Annotated in this window: 20 protein-coding genes and 1 tRNA gene; 9 read left to right on the top strand and 12 right to left on the bottom strand. The window is 61.2% G+C overall.

All coding sequences use genetic code 11. The annotated features are described in order from the left end of the window. Positions 1 to 288: 288 nt before the first annotated feature. The 4 genes from ispH to ACRHIG_RS09265 all read right to left on the bottom strand — a co-directional run bounded on the left by ispH (position 289) and on the right by ACRHIG_RS09265 (position 3,699). Positions 289 to 1,236, bottom strand: coding sequence for a 4-hydroxy-3-methylbut-2-enyl diphosphate reductase (gene ispH, locus ACRHIG_RS09280; RefSeq protein WP_475414721.1), 948 nt, complete (start codon positions 1,234 to 1,236; stop codon positions 289 to 291). Positions 1,237 to 1,245: 9 nt separating this feature from the next. Beyond that, on the bottom strand, positions 1,246 to 1,701 hold the full coding sequence (locus tag ACRHIG_RS09275; RefSeq protein WP_070224501.1) for an FKBP-type peptidyl-prolyl cis-trans isomerase: 456 nt from the start codon (positions 1,699 to 1,701) through the stop codon (positions 1,246 to 1,248). A gap of 134 nt (positions 1,702 to 1,835) precedes the next feature. Beyond that, positions 1,836 to 2,207: a hypothetical protein gene (locus ACRHIG_RS09270; protein ID WP_489630778.1), complete on the bottom strand. Its 372-nt coding sequence runs from the start codon at positions 2,205 to 2,207 to the stop codon at positions 1,836 to 1,838. After that, on the bottom strand, positions 2,158 to 3,699 hold the full coding sequence (locus ACRHIG_RS09265) for a hypothetical protein (RefSeq protein ID WP_489630007.1): 1,542 nt from the start codon (positions 3,697 to 3,699) through the stop codon (positions 2,158 to 2,160). Before ACRHIG_RS09265 ends, ACRHIG_RS09270 begins: the two co-directional genes overlap by 50 nt. A gap of 245 nt (positions 3,700 to 3,944) precedes the next feature. Here ACRHIG_RS09265 and radC point away from each other — a divergent pair, with 245 nt between their 5' ends. From radC to rpmG, 3 genes are all read left to right on the top strand, one after another. Further along, the gene (gene radC / locus ACRHIG_RS09260; RefSeq protein ID WP_489630006.1) at positions 3,945 to 4,619 is read left to right on the top strand and encodes a RadC family protein; all 675 of its coding nucleotides are present in this window, start codon (positions 3,945 to 3,947) and stop codon (positions 4,617 to 4,619) included. Positions 4,620 to 4,866: 247 nt separating this feature from the next. Beyond that, positions 4,867 to 5,103 (top strand): 50S ribosomal protein L28, encoded by a 237-nt coding sequence (gene rpmB, locus ACRHIG_RS09255; RefSeq protein ID WP_010400928.1) that lies wholly within the window; start codon positions 4,867 to 4,869, stop codon positions 5,101 to 5,103. A 22-nt stretch (positions 5,104 to 5,125) separates the two neighbouring features. Next, complete coding sequence (gene rpmG, locus ACRHIG_RS09250; RefSeq protein ID WP_010400929.1) at positions 5,126 to 5,293, top strand: 50S ribosomal protein L33; 168 nt, start codon at positions 5,126 to 5,128, stop codon at positions 5,291 to 5,293. A 139-nt stretch (positions 5,294 to 5,432) separates the two neighbouring features. On the opposite strand, the gene ACRHIG_RS09245 is transcribed toward rpmG, so the two are convergent. The 5 genes from ACRHIG_RS09245 to ACRHIG_RS09225 form a co-directional block, all read right to left on the bottom strand. Beyond that, complete coding sequence (locus ACRHIG_RS09245; protein WP_475418350.1) at positions 5,433 to 6,641, bottom strand: DesA family fatty acid desaturase; 1,209 nt, start codon at positions 6,639 to 6,641, stop codon at positions 5,433 to 5,435. 133 nt (positions 6,642 to 6,774) lie between these two features. Then, positions 6,775 to 8,133, bottom strand: coding sequence for a mechanosensitive ion channel family protein (locus ACRHIG_RS09240; RefSeq protein ID WP_475414725.1), 1,359 nt, complete (start codon positions 8,131 to 8,133; stop codon positions 6,775 to 6,777). Continuing rightward, positions 8,126 to 9,574 (bottom strand): RsmB/NOP family class I SAM-dependent RNA methyltransferase, encoded by a 1,449-nt coding sequence (locus tag ACRHIG_RS09235; RefSeq protein WP_489630005.1) that lies wholly within the window; start codon positions 9,572 to 9,574, stop codon positions 8,126 to 8,128. Before ACRHIG_RS09235 ends, ACRHIG_RS09240 begins: the two co-directional genes overlap by 8 nt. A 21-nt stretch (positions 9,575 to 9,595) precedes the next feature. After that, positions 9,596 to 10,204, bottom strand: coding sequence for a phosphoribosylglycinamide formyltransferase (gene purN, locus ACRHIG_RS09230; protein ID WP_489630004.1), 609 nt, complete (start codon positions 10,202 to 10,204; stop codon positions 9,596 to 9,598). Between the two features lie 156 nt (positions 10,205 to 10,360). Continuing rightward, positions 10,361 to 10,759 carry a barstar family protein gene (locus ACRHIG_RS09225; protein ID WP_034747450.1) on the bottom strand — a complete coding sequence of 133 codons (399 nt, stop codon included), beginning with the start codon at positions 10,757 to 10,759 and terminating at the stop codon, positions 10,361 to 10,363. Positions 10,760 to 11,160: 401 nt separating this feature from the next. Here ACRHIG_RS09225 and ACRHIG_RS09220 point away from each other — a divergent pair, with 401 nt between their 5' ends. The 5 genes from ACRHIG_RS09220 (at position 11,161) to ACRHIG_RS09200 (ending at position 15,159) form a co-directional block, all read left to right on the top strand. Next, on the top strand, positions 11,161 to 11,673 hold the full coding sequence (locus ACRHIG_RS09220) for a glycine zipper 2TM domain-containing protein (protein ID WP_034785134.1): 513 nt from the start codon (positions 11,161 to 11,163) through the stop codon (positions 11,671 to 11,673). 235 nt (positions 11,674 to 11,908) lie between these two features. Continuing rightward, positions 11,909 to 12,697 carry a class I SAM-dependent methyltransferase gene (locus ACRHIG_RS09215; protein WP_489630003.1) on the top strand — a complete coding sequence of 263 codons (789 nt, stop codon included), beginning with the start codon at positions 11,909 to 11,911 and terminating at the stop codon, positions 12,695 to 12,697. Between the two features lie 46 nt (positions 12,698 to 12,743). Continuing rightward, the gene (locus tag ACRHIG_RS09210) at positions 12,744 to 14,501 is read left to right on the top strand and encodes a GspE/PulE family protein (protein WP_489630002.1); all 1,758 of its coding nucleotides are present in this window, start codon (positions 12,744 to 12,746) and stop codon (positions 14,499 to 14,501) included. A gap of 68 nt (positions 14,502 to 14,569) precedes the next feature. Next, positions 14,570 to 14,645: transfer RNA gene (locus ACRHIG_RS09205), tRNA-Lys, on the top strand. A 103-nt stretch (positions 14,646 to 14,748) separates the two neighbouring features. Then, on the top strand, positions 14,749 to 15,159 hold the full coding sequence (locus tag ACRHIG_RS09200; RefSeq protein ID WP_489630001.1) for a hypothetical protein: 411 nt from the start codon (positions 14,749 to 14,751) through the stop codon (positions 15,157 to 15,159). A 1-nt stretch (position 15,160) separates the two neighbouring features. On the opposite strand, the gene ACRHIG_RS09195 is transcribed toward ACRHIG_RS09200, so the two are convergent. Together ACRHIG_RS09195 and ACRHIG_RS09190 are read right to left on the bottom strand one after the other, a co-directional pair. Continuing rightward, the gene (locus tag ACRHIG_RS09195) at positions 15,161 to 15,664 is read right to left on the bottom strand and encodes a hypothetical protein (protein WP_489630000.1); all 504 of its coding nucleotides are present in this window, start codon (positions 15,662 to 15,664) and stop codon (positions 15,161 to 15,163) included. A gap of 3 nt (positions 15,665 to 15,667) precedes the next feature. Continuing rightward, a complete protein-coding gene (locus tag ACRHIG_RS09190) occupies positions 15,668 to 16,705 on the bottom strand; it encodes a lysozyme inhibitor LprI family protein (RefSeq protein WP_489629999.1) in 1,038 nt (345 codons plus the stop codon). 181 nt (positions 16,706 to 16,886) lie between these two features. On the opposite strand from ACRHIG_RS09190, the gene ACRHIG_RS09185 reads away from it, so the two are divergent. Further along, entirely contained in the window at positions 16,887 to 19,034 is a 2,148-nt protein-coding gene (locus tag ACRHIG_RS09185; RefSeq protein ID WP_489629998.1) for a prolyl oligopeptidase family serine peptidase, read from the top strand. 55 nt (positions 19,035 to 19,089) lie between these two features. Here ACRHIG_RS09185 and ACRHIG_RS09180 read toward each other — a convergent pair whose 3' ends face one another. Beyond that, a complete protein-coding gene (locus tag ACRHIG_RS09180; protein WP_489629997.1) occupies positions 19,090 to 20,382 on the bottom strand; it encodes an MFS transporter in 1,293 nt (430 codons plus the stop codon). Between the last annotated feature and the right edge of the window lie 95 nt (positions 20,383 to 20,477).

The raw sequence follows: 20,477 nt of genomic DNA, 5'->3' as shown, positions 1-20,477 counted from the left end.
CCTATCAAATATGCATTTTTCGGGAACAACTTCCACCGGAATATGTCGCTGATACAAAAACGGCACCGGAGGAAGAATTCCTGCAGTGCCATCCCTGGACCGTTCTCACCAGCATGGTGCACGCACTCAAAATGGGCGTGACCTTGCTTAGTCATAACGACAACATATTCAAGCTTGAGGCAATCATAACGATCTTTTGCAAAAACTAAGCTTGGAATAAATCGATCATTTCCGAATTAAATTCGGTTTTGAGGTAACTCCTCATCGATACTCAATCGTCCCGCAGGCTCAGGCGACGTCGCGCTTGATGCCATCGAGGCCTTTCGGCATCGGGAAGGTGACGGCTTCCTGCACGCCGTCGAGGGGCCGCACGCTCTTCACGCCGCACGCTTTCAGGCGGTCGATGACGGCTTGCACCAGCACCTCGGGCGCCGAGGCGCCAGCCGTCACACCCACGCGCAGCTTGCCTTCCAGCCAGGCGGGGTCGATCTGCGAGGCATTGTCGACCATGTAGGCAGGCGTGCCCATCTTCTCGGCCACTTCGCGCAGGCGGTTCGAATTCGAGCTGTTCGGGCTGCCCACGACGATCACCACTTCCACTTGCGGCGCCATGAATTTCACGGCTTCCTGGCGGTTGGTGGTGGCGTAGCAGATGTCGCCTTTTTTCGGCTCGGCGATATTCGGATATTTCGCTTTCAAGGCCGCAATAATGTCGCTGGTGTCGTCAACTGACAACGTTGTTTGCGAAACATAGGCCAGGCGATCCGGATTGGCGACCTGCAATTTCGCCACATCTTCGAGCGTTTCCACCAGATGCATGCCCATATCCGCCTGGCCCATCGTGCCTTCCACCTCGGGATGGCCGTCGTGGCCGATCATGATGATCTCGCGGCCTTCACGGCGCATCTTGCCCACTTCCATGTGCACCTTGGTGACCAGCGGGCAAGTCGCGTCAAAAATGCTCAGGCCGCGCGATTCCGCCTCGGCGCGCACGGCTTTCGACACGCCATGGGCGGAAAACACGAGCGTATTGCCAGCAGGCACGTCATCGAGGTCGTCGATGAAGATGGCGCCCTTGTTGCGCAAATCGGCCACCACATAGGCGTTGTGGACGATTTCATGGCGCACGTAGATCGGTGCGCCAAATTGCTGCAAGGCGCGTTCGACGATTTCGATCGCCCGGTCGACGCCAGCGCAGAAACCGCGGGGCTGGGCCAGTAACAGTTCTTTATCCATCGCTATTCCTTACAGGACCGAAATGAGCTTGACTTCAAAACGCAGCGGCTGGCCCGCCAGCGGATGATTGAAGTCGAACAGGGCGGAGTCCTCGCGCATTTCGCGCAGCACGCCGGCAAAGCGGCCGCCGCCCGGCGCGGCGAAGTCGACCAGGTCGCCGATCTTGTAGTCGGCACCGGGCACGGAGTTTTCGTCCAGGGTCGCGCGCGAGACGGATTGCACCAGCTCGGGATTGCGCTCGCCGAAACCTTCGCCGGCCGCCAGCTCGAACGTCTGGTGCGTGCCTTCAGGCAAGCCCAGCAAGCGCTGCTCGAGGAACGGCGCCAGCTGGCCCTGTCCCAGCATCAAGGTCGCAGGATTGCCGCTGAAGGTCGTGACAATATCAGTACCGTCAACAGTGGCAAGACGATAATGCAGGGTGAGGTAAGCCGCTTCGGTGACGACTGCTGGTTGCTCGTTGGACATAGTAGTTTTCAAGTAACTGGTGCAAAACGATATTGTAAGCCACACTGAGCCAGCGCGCCCCATGCCATCTCGGCGCGGCCATGCTTTTGTCAAAAAACATGGCCGCGCAACGCATCCGACGTCTGATCAGCGAATCAGACGTTGACGTAGGTCAACCCGCCAGGCGTGCTGGCATGATTGCCGAAGCCCGAACTGTCTTCCAGGTTGCCATCGAGCTTCCAGCGTCCCACGGGCCGGTTCACGATGCCATATTGGCCATAGTCATACACTTCCTTCGGCGTCAGCACGCGGTCGTACAGGATGACGTCCGACAACTGCCAGGCGGGCGCGCCCTGCTCCAGCGCATGCACGTTACGGCCGATCACCAGGGGTGTACCCATAGCGTTCACGAATGGCTGCGACATCTTATTCCCTTGGTACATGAGAAAATCGTCGACGTACAGGCTGATCGAGCCATCATGCTTGACGGTGTAAGTGCAGCGCAGCCAGCGGTTGGCGATATCCACTTCCACACCGTGGCCATTGTTGTTCGAGCTCACGGCATTTCCCCCATAACTGGAGGTAGGTGCTCAGATAGTTCTGGGTAGTAATAAACTTTTGCAGCAGCGCCCAGCCTTTGCTATTCGATTGACGCTTGATGAAAGCATGGTCGATATCCTTGGTCGAGGTTAAAGCCTGCTGCCGGATGCAATACGACAGCGAGAAATCCGCACTCTCGTAGCGCAAGGACGACGGCACGGTGAGCAACAGGCCAGGCTGGAACTGCAAGGTCTTCGTCACGCCGAAGCAGGGCGTGGGCGGCGCCGGCCGCATGGCGTCTTCGCCCCGCAAGGCGTCCCAGACCGCCTTGCGTCCGTTGCTGTAGGCCGGTGTCTCCACCAGGTTCAGACCTTCGTCTTCCATCGGCTTGCCCCCATTCCAGTCCCAATAGCACGCCAGTTGCACGCCCGTACGGCGTATGGCGCTCAGCAACGCGTGCAAGTTGTCTTGCCGCTCGGAATCTTGCAACGCCAGCTCTTGCTTTTTCGACAGGCAAAAGCTGCCAAGGTAATACGGTTTGCCCAAGTTCTTGGCCGCGCGCTGCATCACTTGCAGATAAGCGAGCGAAGACGAAACGAAATCGGATGGCAAATCCGCGCCGGCAGTCAGGCCGCTGCTGACATATTCGTTACCCGGGAACAGGTTTTCGCAAAGACAGTCGACCGGATCCGGATTCAGGAATGGCAGGGTTTCCGAGACGTATTGCTGCAAGGAGCCTTGACGGGGCGAAGTATGGGCAATGCCCGCATTGCCGGACGAAATCATGCGGGCCAGGGCATCGTTGTCGCGCAGCAATTGCGCCGTCTCCTGGATGATTTCGCGGGTGACATTCAGGTCAATCTCGGTCACGGCCATCAGTTCCTGCGCAGCCATCCAGGCGGCGATGCCGGCGTGGTTGCTGTAGCGTTGCGCAAAAGCCTGGGCAAAGGCACGCATGTAGCGGCGTGTTTTCGACTGTGGATTGATCAGTGCGAGCCGCGCGGCTGCGGCCTGCTCGTCTTTGGTAGCGCCCTCAGGGCCCGCTTCCCCCACCAACTGCGGCACGGCGTAGGGATTCCAGAATGGGCAGGCGATGATGCCGATGCCATTGGCCAGCGCGCAATCGAGCAGCGTCTGTACCGCAGCCCAGTATCCGGGCTTGATATTGAGCGCGGTTAGCGTATTGTCGGTTGCGAACTTTGGCTCGCCCACAACATAGCCCCAGTTCCAAGTGCCAGCCTTGCCATTGAAAGGCGCCAGCATCACCTGGATGTACTTGAAGCCATTGGCGGCAAGATACGGCAAATCGGTGCTGTAATCGGGATACATCGGGTCCGGAACGAGCGGTGCGGTGTCACTCCAGTTACGGTGTTCCAGATACGCATGCGAATTGAGGCCGATGCCGCTGACCTTGCCCGTATTGACGCCGGCGGCGTTGAACTCTTGCATGACTCCATTGATAACTTTGATGTACGGCATGACTACTCCTGTCAAACAAGTGGAAGACATCGAGTTCAGGGCCCTGACTCCCCGCCGCTGCAACTTGCATGGAATGCAACGGCAGGCAAATGATAGCGCTTGAAAATGGCCGGGCCGGGCATCTTGGCTTTTGTTTTTTTACCATGATCTGACAGGAAGACGAGCTAGCGCAGCATGGCCGCCCGGGGAAGGCGCGACAATCGTCGGCAGGCGCCACGACGAGCTGGGCGCGACGGGGAGGCAGCATGGGCATCAAGGATTGGCCGGCCGGCGAACGGCCGCGCGAACGCCTGATCGAGGATGGCGCGCAGTCGCTGTCGGACGCGGAATTGCTGGCTGTGTTCCTGCGCACGGGCGTGCGCGGCAAGAGCGCCGTGGAGCTGGCGCGCGACACGGTCGAGCACTTCGGCTCCTTGCGGGGCCTGTTTGGCGCCAGCCTCGTGAGTTTTTCCGCCGTGCACGGCATGGGCAGCGCCAAGTTCGCCCAGCTGCAAGCCGTGCTGGAGCTGGCGCGGCGCGCCATTATCGAGGACTTGCAGGCCGGGCAAGCCCTCAATTCGCCGCACGCCGTCAAAGATTATCTGCGCCTGACCCTGGGCCACCTGGCGCATGAAGCATTCCACGTGTTGTTTTTGGACGTCAAGAACCGCCTGATCGCGACCCAGGAAATGTTTCGCGGCACCCTCACCCACACCAGCGTGTATCCGCGCGAAGTGGTGAAACAGGCGCTGCTGCACAACGCGGCCAGCGTCATGCTGGCCCACAATCACCCGTCCGGCACGCCGGAACCGAGCGAATCGGATCTATTGCTGACGCGCGCGCTGGTGCAGGCCCTGTCGCTGGTGGACGTGCGCATCCTCGACCATTTCGTCGTGGCCGGACGGCACGTGCATTCGTTCGCGGAACACGGCCAGATCTAGGCCAATACCGCCCTGGCCGCAGTTAACCATGTGTAAACAAGGACATACGTGACAGCAGCGGGACGCTTATCTAACAGTAAACAGCGCTGTTTACCAGTGCTTTCCCCTAGGGAGAAGGGTAAAAGTCAAATTGTTAAATAAATCCAATACAACATGACACAATTGTTTTTCGCAAGTCATTGATAAATCTGCTTATTTTGGATATACTCTCGTTTTTCCAATTTGGAATATCTTTAAGGAGTGCGCCATGGCACGTGTTTGCCAAGTCACTGGGAAGAAGCCGATGGTCGGCAACAATGTTTCCCATGCAAACAACAAAACCAAACGTCGTTTTTTGCCTAACTTGCAGAATCGTCGTATTTTTGTTGAATCTGAAAACCGCTGGGTCTCCCTGCGTTTGTCCAACGCCGGTCTGCGCGTCATCGATAAAGTCGGCATCGACGCCGTATTGGTCGATATGCGCGCTCGTGGCGAAAAAGTCTAATTAGCAGAATAAGGGAGCTATCATGGCAAAATCAGGCCGCGACAAAATCAAGTTAGAATCGACCGCCGGTACGGGTCACTTCTACACGACTACCAAAAACAAGCGTACGACGCCTGCGAAAATGGAGATCATGAAATTCGATCCTAAAGCACGCAAGCACGTCACGTACAAAGAAACCAAGATCAAGTAATTGATATTGTGTTCTGTAAAAAGAGCCGCTCCGATGAGCGGTTTTTTTCGCCCTGATTTTTACACCGCCTCCCCGCCCCTTGTGCCGGGACGAAAAAAGGCCCTGGAAACCAGGGCCTTGATATGGCGCAACAACTTACTCAGGCATAGCTGCGCAGGCGCAAAGAGAAATCCTGCAGCGACTTGATGCCCGACGCTTCGGCGCGCGTGCACCAGTCTTGCAGCTTTTGCAGCAACTGCTCGCGCGTAAAGTGCGAGCGCTCCCAGATGGCGCCCAGTTCCACGCGCATGTGGTGCATGGTTTCCAGCGCCTTGCTGTGCTGGAACAGTTCCGACAGCTGCTCATGGTGCGCATCGGCCAGTTTGCCCGGCTCGCGCTGCATCAGCTTGCGCGACGACTTCAGGAAACGCTTTTCCAGCTCCGCCTTGTGCTTCAGGTGCTCCAGTTCTTCCTTCCAGGCATGCTTGATCGATTTCGCATACTTGGCCATCACGTCGTAGCGGTTGGCGATGACCGATTGCAAGGTATCGAAGTCCGCTTCCAGCTTACCGTGAGAGAACTTCGGCGCCGGCGCCAGTTTTTTGACCTTGGCCAAGCCCAGCATTTCCAGCGCGCGGATATACGCCCAGCCGATATCGATCTCATACCATTTCGACGACAGCTTGGCCGACGTCGCATACGTATGGTGGTTGTTATGCAACTCTTCGCCGCCGATCAGGATGCCGAAGGGAATGATGTTGGTGGCCGCGTCGGCGCAGTCGTAGTTGCGGTAGCCCCAGTAGTGGCCGATGCCGTTGATGATGCCGGCCGCCGTGATGGGGATCCACATCATTTGCACGGCCCACACGGAAATGCCGATCACGCCGAACAACACGAAATTGATGACGAACAGCGAGACCACGCCCAGCCAGCTGTACTTGGTGTACAGGTTGCGCTCGATCCAGTCCGTCGGCGTGCCGTGGCCATATTTCGCCATGGTTTCCATGTTCTTCGATTCAGCGCGATACAGCTCGGCGCCTTCCCAGAACACTTTCTTGATGCCGCGCGTCACGGGGCTATGCGGATCTTCTTCCGTATCGCACTTGGCATGGTGCTTGCGGTGGATGGCCGCCCATTCCTTGGTGACCTGGCCCGTCGTCAGCCACAGCCAGAAACGGAAGAAATGGCTGGGAATGGCGTGCAATTCCAGCGCCCGGTGGGCCTGGTGGCGGTGCAGGTAGATTGTGACGCTGGCGATCGTGATGTGGGTGACCACCATGGTGTACAGGAACACTTGCCATGCGGACAGATCGGTAATGCCAGTGGCCATGAACTGCAAAACGTCGTGTAAAACGGAACTCAATGTCATTACTACTACTCCAAGTGGACAGGGCGTGCGCACGGTCGCTCCAGTGACTCTGGAGGTCCGGCAGAGTTAATTTTAGGCGTGATTGTACGCCCTAATGGGTGCTATCAGGCAAAATCGGAGGCAGGCAGCGAGGTTAAGGCTGGGTGCCGGATGGCGGGGACTCACCGTCTGCCGCGCTGGCGAGCGGGGCAGGAGGCGTACCAACAATACGCAATTCGCGTTGCGGAAACGGTACAGTGACCTTATGTTCCTGCAAGGTGCGCCAGATGGCGCGGTTCACATTCGACTTCACGCCGCCCGTGCCGTTTTCCGGATCCGCGATCCAGAAACCGATCTGCACGTCGAGACCGTCGGCGCCGAAACGCACGAGCGTCGCCGAGGGTGGATTGCTTTGCGACACACGCGGCACCTTGGCCGTCGCCGCTTCCAGCAAGGGGAAGATGACATCGAGATCCGTTTCATAGCCCACCGACACGGCCGTCGACAGCCACACCATGCGGTTGCTCAGCGACATGTTCTGCACGCCGCCGGAAATCAGCATTTCATTCGGCACGATGGATTCCACGCCATCGCCACCCAATAACACAGTATAGCGCGTATTGATCTGCGTGACCTTGCCCGTAAATTGACCCACCGTGATCATGTCGCCGATAGTGAGGCTGCGGTCGAGCAGGATGATGAAACCGGACACAAAGTTCGCGGCGATCTTTTGCAAGCCGAAGCCCAGCGCCACGCCGAAGGCGCCGCCGAACACGGACAGCACCGTCAAGTCGATGCCCACCAGCGACAGGCTGACCAGCACGGAGACAAGGATCAGCACGGCGCGGCCCATGCGCGACAGCACCACGCGCAGGGAGGTGTGCAAGCCCTGCATTTTCATCAGGCGCTCGTCGAGCGAGGTGCCGGCCCACATGGCCAGCACCAGCAGCACGGCGACGGAAATAGCGGCTTGCAAGATGGCAGCCACGGACACCTTGTTGCGCCCCAGCGGCACGACGATGCTTTCCAGGAAAGCATGCAGTTCCGGCCACAGGCCCGTGATGTACAGGGCCATGCCGGCCCACACCACCACCGTGAAGATTTTTTCCAGCAACAACATGGTGGGGCTGACGTTGCCATGGTGGGCAAAAATGCGGCGCAGCACATAAAAACCGAAGCGCACCAGCGCCATCGAGGTGCACAGGGGAATGGCAATGCTGAGCAGGTTCACCGACTGGAACTTGGCCAGGAAATGCTGCGCAATGCCCAGCAGCATGGCCGCCAGCACGGGGGTCAAAATGCGGATGAAACTGTCCGTGCGCTGCAGGGTTTCCGGCGTGGCGGGCGTGGCCGCCGCTTCCGCCCGTTTGTGCAGGAACACGCGCAACTGCCGCACCAGCAGCCAGCTCAGCGCCAGGCAGGCGACGATGACCAGCGCCTGCCACAGGATGGCCGGTTGGCGGAAATCATCGACAAAATCAGTGATCAGGTTGAGCAGCGGGGTTTCATTCATGGCGGATGCGGTCCGGAAGGTGGGGCGAAGGTGGTACGGATGGGGAGTGCTCCCATGCCGCCAGGCGGGCTGGCGGCATTGAAGGCCGCCGCTGCAGGGTGCAGCGGCGGCCCGTGACAGGCTTACTCGGCTGGTTCAGCGTCAACGTCGTCGGCCGGTTTTTCATCGGCGTAGACTTTTTCGGCATGACCTTGCGCTCGAACACGGCGGCGAAGAAACCGTCGGTCTGGTGCAGGTGCGGCAGCAGTTTCAGGTAGTCGCCCATTTCCAGCTCGATCTTCTGTTCGGCCAGCACCTTGCTCATCGGCACCAGCGTGAAGTCGGGGTTGGCAGCCAGGAACTGTTCGGCGATCTGATCGTTTTCTTCGTTCAGGAAGCTGCAGGTGGCGTACACGAGGCGGCCGCCGCCCTTCACCAGGCGCGCCGCGCCGGCCAGGATGGCCGCCTGCTTGGCTTGCAGCTCAACGATGGAATTCGGTTGTTGGCGCCATTTCACGTCCGGATTGCGGCGCAGGGTGCCCAGGCCGCTGCATGGCGCATCGACCAGCACGCGGTCGATCTTGCCAGCCAGGCGCTTGATCTTGGCATCGCGCTCATGCGCGATCTGCACCGGATGCACGTTCGACAGGCCGCTGCGGGCCATGCGGGGTTTCAGCTTGGCCAGACGCTTTTCCGACACGTCGAAGGCGTACAGACGGCCCGTGTTGCGCATCAGCGCACCCAATGCGAGGGTCTTGCCGCCTGCGCCGGCACAGAAATCGACCACCATCTCGCCGCGCTTGGCGCCGACGATCTGCGACAGGATCTGGCTGCCCTCATCCTGCACTTCGATGGCGCCGCTCTGGAACAAAGGCAGGTTTTGCAGCGAAGGCTTCTTGATGACGCGCAAACCCAGCGGCGCATAGGGCGTCGGCGTGCTGAGGATAGGCGCTTCGGCCAGGGCCAGCATGACGTCGTCGCGCGTGGCCTTGAGCGAGTTGACGCGCAAGTCCAGCGGCGCCGGCGCGTTCAGCGCATCGGCCAGCTTCATGGTTTCCGCTTCGCCGAACTGGGCGATCAGCTTGTCGAACAGCCAGGTCGGCATATTGGCGCGCATGTTCGCCGGCATCAGGCTGCGGTCGATCTGCGTGATGCGTTCCAGCCATTCCACTTCCTCTTCCGTCAAGCCGCCCAGTGAGTCGGCGCCGACGGCTTCGGCCAGGCCGAGGATGGTCAGACGGCGCATGGTCGGGCCGCTGCCCGCTTCGGCGAAGTCCGTGAAGAACGATTTGTTGCGCAGCACGGCATAAATGCCTTCGGCGATGGCGCCGCGTTCGCGCGAACCGAGGCGCGGATGGTCGCGGAAATAGCGCGACAAGGTGGTGTCGGCCGGGGCCGTGAAACGTAAAATTTCGCGCAATACTTCTTCAGCATTGGCAAGTATCGCTGGTGGCAATCTCATTGTTATTCTTCCTGTAATATTTTATTGAGGGTCCACGCGGACCTGGCCATGCTCGAGCGACAGTTTATCGTCAATGAACAGGCGGATGGCGCGCGGGTAAAGCAGATGTTCCTGTACCAGCACGCGCGCCGATAAGCTGTCTTCTGTGTCGCCAGGCAAGACGGGGACGGTCGCGCTCGCCACGGCCGGGCCATGATCGAGCTCGGCTGTTACGAAATGCACGGTCGCGCCGTGTTCCGTCACACCCGCCTCGAGCGCCTGGCGGTGCGTCGCCATGCCAGGGAACAGCGGCAGCAGCGACGGGTGGATATTGAGCATGCGCCCCGCGTAATGCTCGACGAAGGGCGGCGTCAGGATGCGCATGAAACCGGCCAGCACGACCAGGTCGGGGGCGTAGCCGTCGATCACGGCTTGCAGCGCCGCATCGAACTGTTCGCGGCTGGCATAATCCTTGTTGGCAACGACGGCCGTCGCTATCCCATGTTGCGCGGCAAAAACCAGTCCCTGGGCATCGGCCCGGTTACTGATGACGGCGGCAATACGGGCTGGCCACTGCTCGGCTTGCGCCGCGCGCACGACCGCTTCCATGTTGCTGCCGCGTCCGGAAATGAGGATAACGATATTTTTCATAGCGCGCATTGTACCCGCTATGGCGATGCGAACCAAGAAAGGCCGCTATTATTGTTGCGGCGCAACATACCTGCCGGGCCGCCGCCGCAGCCGGATTGCGCCGCCCGACGAGGGTATAAAAGGCTGACTTGACGACGCCTCGACGTGAGTAGGCGCTTACTCGAACGAATAGAAGACGCGGAACGGGACTTTCTTCTCGGCCCAGTAGTCGGCCGCGTCGCGGAACACGTCGAGCAGGATCTCGCGCGCTTCCTTGTCAAATTTTTGCGTATTTGGCAATTGCTCGAGCACCACCAGGAAGCCCGTCTGCGTGCCCGCCTTGAACATGGTGTCCGTCAGGCACAGGCGCAGGGCATCGAAATTCTTCGCCAGGTTCTTCGGAAACAGGAAGGCTTCCGCAATAATGCCGATGACTTGTTGTTTGGTCTGTCCAGCGTTGCAATGCGCATATAAAAAGTGCTGCCCGAGACGGATCGCCTCGTCTTGTAATTCGGTCACGCGAAAGGCACGGATGGACTGGACAAGGTTGGGCGGCACGGTTAGTAACAAACTCATTTTTCCCTCAAATCGACCTGTTATGTATGGATTTTTTCTAGCTGCTCTTCTTATTGCATCCCCGCACGCGGGTCAATGCGCACGCGGTGATTCGATCTGTATCAACTTTTATGCGATTCAGTGCGATTTTATATAAGCCATACGCGTATTAGGGTAACGTGTTGTCCTGCATGAATCAACCCGAATATGATGTCAAACGCAAGATTTGTTACAAACCGCTGGTTTCAAGTCACTTCAACATCTTGTATCGATTGAAAGTGCATGTTACAGACTGTGGGGCAAGGGGCTTGGGCTGTTACATTTTGTTGCCATGCGAAACACTTGCCCGGGCCTGGCGGGATTACTATAGTCCCAAGTTGTAAAAAATACCCTGAAAGATTCTCTAGATAACGAGGTTACAAATGAACTTGCAAGCCAAATTGATGATGTCAGCCCTTTGTATCGGTGCATTGCCACTCGCCCAGGCCGCCGACTTTGAAGATTTCGGCAAGGTCGTGCGCGTCGTGCCGCAAGTGGAACAGATCAACCGTCCACGCCAGGAATGCCGTACGGAATACGTGCAAGTGCAGGCACCGCCGCAACAGCGCAGCGCTGGCGGCTCCATCGTCGGCGGTATCGCCGGCGCCCTGCTCGGTAGCCAGGTCGGTGGCGGCAATGGCCGCACGGCCGCCGCCGCCGCCGGCGCGATTGCCGGCGCGGTCGTCGGCGACCGTGTCGACAACCAGAACAATTACCAGGGCGGCATGCAGGAACAAGCCGTCAAGCAATGCCGCCAGGTCGACCACTGGGAATCGCGCAACAATGGCTACCAGGTCACCTACGACTACCGCGGCCGTAACTATACGAGCATCATGTCCTACGATCCGGGCGAGCGCATCCGTCTGCGCGTCTCGATTGAACCAGCACAGCAGTAACGCTTGACATAAGCTGCTGCGCGTCGGCATAGGCGGCCTGCGATGCTCACCGGCTCGGCGCCCCCGTACTAAGCACGGTTGCGCTTCTCGGCCACCTCTGCCTTCCGCTCGCGACGCTTCTGTCAGGCGTTCTTACTCAGTATGAAAATGCCGGCCCCATGTCGTTCTCATGGGGCCGGCATTTTTTATGGCGCTCCGGCACGGGCTATAATGCGGCACACTTTCAGGCCGCCTTATGCTTATCAAACGAAAATCCATCGAACAAGTCGAATCCTCGCGCCCTGCGCGCAAGCCCCGCTACGCTCCTGTCACCCTGTCAGAAATGGATGGCGTGCGCTATCTGCATTTCGGCACGGAATGGGTGCAGGGCGCCATGCGCATCCGCAAGCCGGACTGGCCGGAGCTCGAATACGCGCAGCAGATGATGGCGTGGATGTTGTGGATCGAGCAACCGCAGCGCCTCGCCCAGCTGGGCCTGGGCACGGCCGCGCTGACCAAGTTCTGCTACCGCCAGTTCCCGCAGGCACAGGTCGAGGCCATCGAACTGAACCCGTCCGTCATCACCATCTGCGCCTCGATGTTCAAGCTGCCGCCCAACGACGAGCGCCTGCACGTGCGCGAGATGGACGCGCTCGACTACGTCAACGATGAAGCCAAGCACGGCACCCTGGACGCCCTGCAAGTGGACCTGTACGACGCCACGGCGCGCGGTCCCGTGCTCGACAGCGCCGATTTCTATGCCGCCTGCTGCGCCTGCCTGGCGCCGCACGGCATCATGACGGTCAACCTGTTTGGCGACCATCCCAGCTACGCAAAGAACATCAAGGCGATGAAGTTTGCGTTTGCACAGGTGATCTGCCTGCCGGAAGTCCATGATGGGAACGTGGTGGCGATCGCGTTCAAGACGAAAGTGGCGCTCGATGCCGACGCGCAAGCCGCCTTGCTGGAACGGGCCAAGCAGATCGTCGCCGAGACCAAGCTGCCCGCCAAGACCTGGGTCAAGGGTATCGCCAGCACCCTGTAAGCGCCGGCACGCCCACGCAGGCCGGCAGCCATGAAAGGCGTCGGCCATGCCCGCTTCCCCTCCTCAGTCTCCCGACACGCCGCTGGAACTGCCGCAACTGCTGGCCTGGCTGCAGGAAGACGGCTTGCTCGACGCGGCGCAAGCGGCCGCCATCGCCACCCAGGCCGCCCTGCTGCCGGCGCCCGCCTTGCACCCGCTGTGCGGCATCGCCCATGGCGCACTCACGCTCGATACCCTGTGCGCCTGGCTGGCGCAACGCGCAAGCCTGCCGTATCTGCGCATCGATCCCCTGCACATCGATTTCAGCCAGGTGGCCGACGTCATGACGGCCGGCTATGCCGCCCGCTTCAACATCCTGCCCGTGGAAAGCACGCTTGACCGCATCGTCATCGCCACGGCCCAGCCCTACGCGCTCGCTTGGCAGGCGCAGCTGGGCAACCTGGCGCCGCGCAAGCTGAACCTCGTCATCGCCAACCCGCTGCACATCGCCGATGCCATCGCGCAATTTTTCAGCCTGGCCAGTTCCGTCAAGGTGGCCCGGCAAGCATCCACGCAAGACCTGGCGCTGCGCCACAATTTCGAACAATTGGTGGAACTGGGGCGCAACAAGACCAGCCTCGACGCCAACGACCAGCATGTGGTGCGCATCGTCGACTGGCTGTGGCAATACGCATTTGCCCAGCGCGCGTCCGACATCCATTTGGAACCGAAGCGCGACGCGGGCCTCGTGCGCCTGCGCATTGACGGCCGCCTGCACCAGGCCTACCAGCTGCCGCCCGTGGTATTGCTGGCCATGACGGCGCGCATCAAGTTGCTAGGGCGCATGGACGTGGTGGAAAAGCGCCGCCCGCAGGATGGCCGCATCAAGACGCGCAATGCCCAGGGCCAGGAAGTCGAGCTGCGCCTGTCGACCTTGCCCACGGCCTTCGGCGAAAAGCTCGTCATGCGCATCTTCGATCCGGAAGTGGCCGTCAAGAGCCTGGCGGAACTGGGCTTTCCGCCCGCGGACGCCGAACGCTGGCGCCAGCTGACGGCGCGCACGCACGGCATCGTGCTGGTCACGGGTCCCACCGGCTCGGGCAAGACCAGCACCCTGTACAGCACCCTGAAGGCGCTGGCCGGCAGCGAAGTCAATGTGTGCACGGTGGAAGACCCCATCGAAATGGTCGAGCCGGCCTTCAACCAGATGCAGGTGCAAACCCAGGCCGGCATCGAACTGTCGTTTGCCGATGGCGTGCGGGCGCTGATGCGGCAAGATCCCGACATCATCATGGTCGGCGAGATCCGCGACCTGGCCACGGCCGAGATGGCCATCCAGGCGGCGCTGACGGGGCACCTGGTGCTGTCGACCCTGCACACCAATGACGCGCCCTCGGCCGTCATGCGCCTGCTGGAACTGGGCTTGCCCGCCTATCTGCTGGAAGCCTGCCTGATCGGCGTGCTGGCGCAGCGCCTGCTGCGCTGCCTGTGTCCGGCCTGCAAACAACCGGGCGCCGCCCCGGACGACGCGTCATGGCAGCGCCTGACGGGCGGCCAGGTGGAACACCCCCGCACCATGTACCGCCCCGCCGGCTGCGCCCAGTGCCGGCACAGCGGCTACCTGGGGCGCGCCGGCATTTATGAACTGCTGAGCGTGACGGAAACGTTCGGCCAGCTCATCAAGGCGGGCGCCGACCTGCACGCACTGCGCCGCCAGAGCATCCTCGACGGCATGACGCCGCTGCGCATCGCCGGCGCCCGCAAGATCATCGATGGCACGACCAGCATCGACGAAGTACTGAAGCTCACGGCAGCCCTGCATTGAGCCATCTTCAATTTCGTGCAGGAATGCTTTGCATTCTTTTTCAACTGATATATAATGCGGCCTCTTTCGGGTCGTTAGCTCAGCTGGTAGAGCAGCGGACTTTTAATCCGTTGGTCGCAGGTTCGAATCCCGCACGGCCTACCACGAATGCGCAGTACTAAAAAGCCTATCCTCACGGATGGGCTTTTTGCGTTTCCGGCCCCGCGGTTATACTGGCGCTTCGTCTTGCCAGCCCAGAAAGAAACGCATGAAACTTGCCGCCGCCCTCCTCCTGGCCACCGCTTGCCTGTCCGCCCAAGTCCAAGCGCAAGCCCAAGCGCCCATCGTGCTCGACGGCCAGTACAGCCTGCGCACGGACGAGATGAGCCTGGAAATCATCGGCAACCGCGTCTGTTTCGCGCCCGACAAGGCGCAGTGGGGCCGTTTGCCCCGCCCTGCCGCCACGCACGATGCGTGGTTTTGTTTCAACAACGATGCCCAGGCGCGCCGGCTGCTGCGCGTGCCCGCGCGCCAGGCCGACAATTGCGGCTGGCAGGCGCGTGCGCGCATCATAATCGATACCTATCAACCCTACGTCGAGCAAGGCGACGGCAACGACATGGCGCGCCTGGCGTCGGTGGTCAAAGTGGCGCAGCCGAACGCCATCGCCTGCGAATGAATCAACCGAGTTCGTATTCCTGCAGATAGCGGGCGAACAAGTCACCATCGGCCAGCGGACACGCAAACCCGGCGCCCCAGTCGGCCAGCAACAGCTGCTCCTTCAAGGGCAACAGCAACAGTTGCGGCATGCCGTCGCTGCACCACAGGTCGCACACGATGCCCTGCTCGTCCAGGCCCGCAAACAATGTTTCCGTCTTGTCGCCGCCAAAGGCCAGCACGTTCCTGCATTCCACGCGGTAACTGCTGTAGCCCGTGTAGACGGCGTCATACGGCGGCAAGGCATGGTCCAGCGCCAGGCGCAGCTGCTCGGCCGTCAGGCCCAGCGCGCGCAATGGCGACGGCGGCGCCTCGGGCACGTACATGTCCGTCCAGCCGGCGCCGCTGCGGTGCGCATCGGCGAACGCCTGCTGCTCGCCCATCTGCGTCAGACAGTGCTGTAAATTATCCAGCGGCAGCAGTTGGATCATGCAGAAATCGTCTTCGTGATAATAGGCTTCCCGCATGCGTCAATTCTCCAGCAAGTCTTGCAGCTGCGCATTGCGTCGCGCCGTCAGCCGGCCGGCCCAGGTCTCGCTCGTCACGGACGGATAGCGCACGGCACCAAAATTCATCCAGGCATCGCGGTACGCGAGCCACAGGCGCTGGGTGGCGCGGATGCCATCCTTGCCCACGGCACCCGCATGGCTTTCCACCGGCTTTTTCATCAGCTTGCCGTAGACGGCGTTGAGTTCCTTGTCGAGCGCCGCCACCTGTTCCTTGGACATGCTGGCCGGCAGCTTGCCCCCTTCGTATTCGCGCAAATCGTGCGCCAGCAGATCGAGCTCGGCTGTGCGGGCGGCGATGCTCAGGGCGGCCCGTGCCGTGCCGCTCAAGTCCGTTTCGTTGGCCGCGCGCGCGTCGGCAAACTTGCTTGCGGCCGCCTGCAGTTTTTGCAGCGATGCTTGCGCCACGGCCGGCATGCTTGCGCTGACCTTGCCTGTCGCCTGTGCACGCACTCTTTGTTTCTGCCGCGCATCGATGGCGCTGCACACGCCCATCATGTAGCCGCTGGTGATGTCGTCGCACAAGTCGATCATGCCGCGCCCGCTGGCGTTAATCTGCTGCAAGTGTTCGATGCGGCCCTGCATCTCGGCAGGCGCCGCGTCGATGCTGCACGCATACTTGAGCGCCAGCAACGGGTCTTTCTGCACGCCCTGTCCATTCTGGTACAGCATCATCAGCACGGCGCTGTTCTGCGTGGCCATTGCGCAATGGCGCGCGGGACGCCAGTCGGCGGGCTTGGGCGAGGACATACTCTTGGTATCGTAATACAGGTCCGTCGCCTGGCATTGCTGCAAGGACGCCACTGCCGACGGCGCCGGCAGGTCGGCCGGCGGCGCCGCCGCATCCTTGACCTTCAGGCAGCCCGCATACCAGGCCGTGCTTTCCGCCTGGCCCACGCCCATCGCGCTGGTGTTCGGGTACGGTGCGGCGGCGGCGGCAAAACCGGGGCCGCCAGCAGGCAGCTCGCGCCCAGCAAGGCCGTTTTCAATAAGGGTAGACAAATTTTCATGTTCTATCAGCGCCAGCGTGAGTAAAGCGGCAAGTTTAACTGATCAGCCAGGCGGCACCCGCCCGATACGCGGCCATCGGGCCTGGTAAGTAACGGTTCATGGCCTTGGCAGCGGCCGAATCGATGGGCAATAATGTTGCCCGCTGTACTTTTTCACTACCCGGACCACGCCCATGACCTCACCCCGTCTTCGCCGTTCCCTCGGCTCCCTGCTGATCGCAGCGGCCTGCGCCTCGCTGGCCCACGCCGCCGATACCAAGGCCACCACCTCAGTTGCCGCCACGCAAACGCAAGCCAGACACGCCATCACGCATGAAGACGTGTGGCTGATGAAACGGGTGGGCGCGCCCGTCGCCAGCCCCGACGGACGATGGGCCGTGTTTTCCGTGGTCGACAGCGCCTACGACAACAAGGAGCAATGGTCGGATCTGTGGATCAAGTCGCTGCTTGATGACAGCCCCGCGCGCCGCCTGACGTATTCCAAGGGCGGCGAAAGCGCCGTGGCCTGGTCGCCGGACAGCCGCCAGCTGGTGTTTGTCGCCAAGCGCGACGGCGATGAAGCGGGACAGATCTACCGCCTCGACGTGGCCGCCGGTGGCGAAGCGCAACGCCTGACCTCGCTCACCCTGGGCGCGCGCATGCCGAAGTGGAGTCCAGACGGCAAGCAATTGCTGTTCATCAGCGACATCTATCCAGGCAACAAGACGGAAGCCGACGTCAAGCAAAGCGCAAAAGAGCGCAAGGAGCGCAAAGTCAGCGCCCGCTCGTATGAAACGACGGCACCGCGCTACTTCGACAAATGGCTGACCGACAAGCAGGTGCGCCTGTTCATCGTCGACGCGCAGCCGGAGTCGATGCCGCGCGACATCCTGTCGGGCACGCAACTGGTGGCGCTGCCGGGCTTTGGCGGCGGCCAGGGCGACGAGGGGCAATCCTTGGACGCCGTCTGGACGCCGGACGGCAAGGCCGTCGTCTTCAACGCGGCCAGCAACCGCGACGCGGCCCAGCGCGAAGCCGTCTATTCGCAGCTGTACTTGCTGCCCGTGGCCGGCGGCGAAGCGCAGCGTTTGACGCAGGACAAGCACAGCTACGGTTCCCTGAAATTTGCGGCCGATGGCAAGACCCTGTTTGCCTTGAGCGACGCGCAAACGCCCGGTAAAGTGTATGACGTGAAACGCCTGGCCAGCTTCGCCTGGCCGATGAGCAACCCTGCGCCGACCATCCTCACGGCCAAGCTGGACCGTTCGATTGCGCGCTTCGTCTTGCCAGACGGCGGCAAGCGCGTCATCTTCAGCTATGAACATGCGGGCCTGGAAAAGCTGTACTCGATCGACGCCAAAGGCGGCGACGTGCGCGAAGAGCCGTCCTTGCCGACGGGTACCATCAACTCGCTGAGCAGCGGCGGCAAGTCGCTCGTCGGCGTGTGGGAGTCGTCCATCAACCCGCCGGAAATCTATGCCTTCAACGGCAAGCAGCCGAAGCGGCTGACGGCCTTCAACACGGACAAAGCGGATAAAATCGACTGGCAGGCGCCCGAGCACTTCTGGTTCACCACGGCCGACGGCCGCCGCATCCACAATATGCTCGTCAAGCCCGCCAACTTTGACCCGAACAAGAAGTATCCGCTGTTTACCGTCATCCACGGCGGCGCCGCCAGCATGTGGCGCGACCAGTTCGTGCTGCGCTGGAACTATCACTTGCTGGCCAAGCCAGGTTATGTCGTGCTGCTGACCGACTACAAGGGTTCCACCGGCTATGGCGAGGAATTCTCGCGTTCGATCCAGTTCGACCCCTTGAAAGGTCCGGGCGATGAAGTCAACCAGGGCGTCGATGAAGCCATCAAGAAATATCCGTTTATCGACAGCACGAAACTGGCCGCCGGCGGCGCCAGCTATGGCGGCCACCTGGCCAATTGGCTGCAAGCGACCACCACGCGCTACAAGGCCATCGTTTCGCACGCGGGCGAAATGGATTTGATCATGCAGTGGGGCACCAGCGATGGCGGCTTCGGCCGTGAAACGAATGCGGGCGGCCCCGTCTGGTCGAACCTGCCCGTGTGGCGCGACCAAAGCCCCGTCATGCAAGCGGGCAACCACGAAAAAGGCACGGGGTTTACCACGCCCATCCTGATCACCGTGGGCGAGCTCGACTACCGCGTGCCGGCCAACAATGCCCTGATGAACTTTGCCGTGCAACAACGCCTGAACGTGCCGGCGAAATTGCTGGTATTTCCGGACGAAAACCACTGGATCTTGAAGGGCGAGAACAGCCGTTTCTTCTACAGTGAAGTCGAGGGCTGGCTGGCAAAGTATCTGAAATAATCGTGCTGCACGCTTCTTGAAAGGCCAGGCTCCGCTCACGCGGGCCTGGCTTTTTTCATGCGCTCTGGACGGCGGCCACGGCCGCCTTCTGCCGCTGGATTGCCAGCACCAGCAGCGCCGCCAGCAGACAGGCGGCGCCGGCCGCGAACAGGGCCGGGTTGTAGGTCAGCATCAGGGTGCGGATGCGGCCCGCGCCATACGCGGCCACGGCGGCGCCCAGCTGGTGGCCCGCGAAGATCCAGCCGAACACCATGCCCGCCCGCTCCCGGCCGAATGTGGCGCCCACCAGTTTCACGGTCGGCGGCACGGTGGCGATCCAGTCCAGGCCGTAGAACATGGCGAACAGCGACAGGCCGTACAAGGTGAATTCCGAATACGGCAGCCAGAACAGGGACAGCCCGCGCAAACCGTAGTACCAGAACAGCAGTTTGCGGTTGTCATAGCGGTCCGACAGCCAGCCGGACAAGATCGTGCCGAACAGGTCGAAGGCGCCCATCATGGCCAGCACGGAGGCGGCCGGTACGGCGGACAGGCCCGAGTCGCCGCACAGGGAAATGAAGTGCGTCTGGATCAGTCCGTTGGTGCTGAGGCCGCAGATGAAGAAGGTGCCAAACAGTATCCAGAAGGTACGATTGGAAGCCACGCTGCGCAGGATCAGAAAAGGCGTGGCGAACGTCATGCTTGCCGCCGGCGCCGCCGCCAGGGGCGCGGCAGGGTCGGCGCCGTAAGGTCGCAAGGCCACGTCCTGCGGCCGGTTGCGCATGCACAGGAAGGCCAGCACGGCGACGAGCGCGCAGCTGGCAAACACGGGCATGACGGCCGTGCGCCAGCCGAAATGCTCGATCAGCCAGGTGCCCACGGGCAGGAACAGCAACTGGCCCGTGGCCGAGCTGGCCGTCAGCACGCCCACCACCAGGCCACGGTGCGTCTCGAACCAGCGGTTGGCCACCACGGCGCTCAAGACCAGCGCCGTCATGCCCGAACCCAGCCCCAGCAAGATGCCCCACAGGGCCACCAGCTGCCAGAACTGCGTCATGCGCGTGGCCAGCAGCATGCCGGCAGCGATCAAGCCCAGGGCCACGCAGATGACATTGCGCAAGCCGAAGCGCTCCATCAGGATGGCGGCAAACGGCCCCATCAAACCGAACAGCACGAAACGCACGGCCAGGGCCGAGGAAATCTGCTCGGCATCCCAGCCGAACTCGCGGCTCAGCGGCTGCATCAGCGCGCCTGGCAAGCCCAGCGCGGCAGACGACGTCAGGGCCGTGAGGAAGGTGATGGCGACGATGACCCAGGCGAAGTGGATGCCGCGCCGCTCCAGCCAGCGCGAAAAGGGAAGAGAAAGCATGCTGTCCTCGTGAGAAAAAGTGGATGCCGATCACCACTCGCCGGCCAGATTTCCCATGTTATATTACGATCATAATTTATACAAGCAAAAAAATG

Source organism: Janthinobacterium sp. C22, from assembly GCF_057919405.1.
The sequence above is the reverse complement of the archived record's forward strand: the minus strand, read 5'-3'. Positions and strand labels throughout refer to the sequence as shown.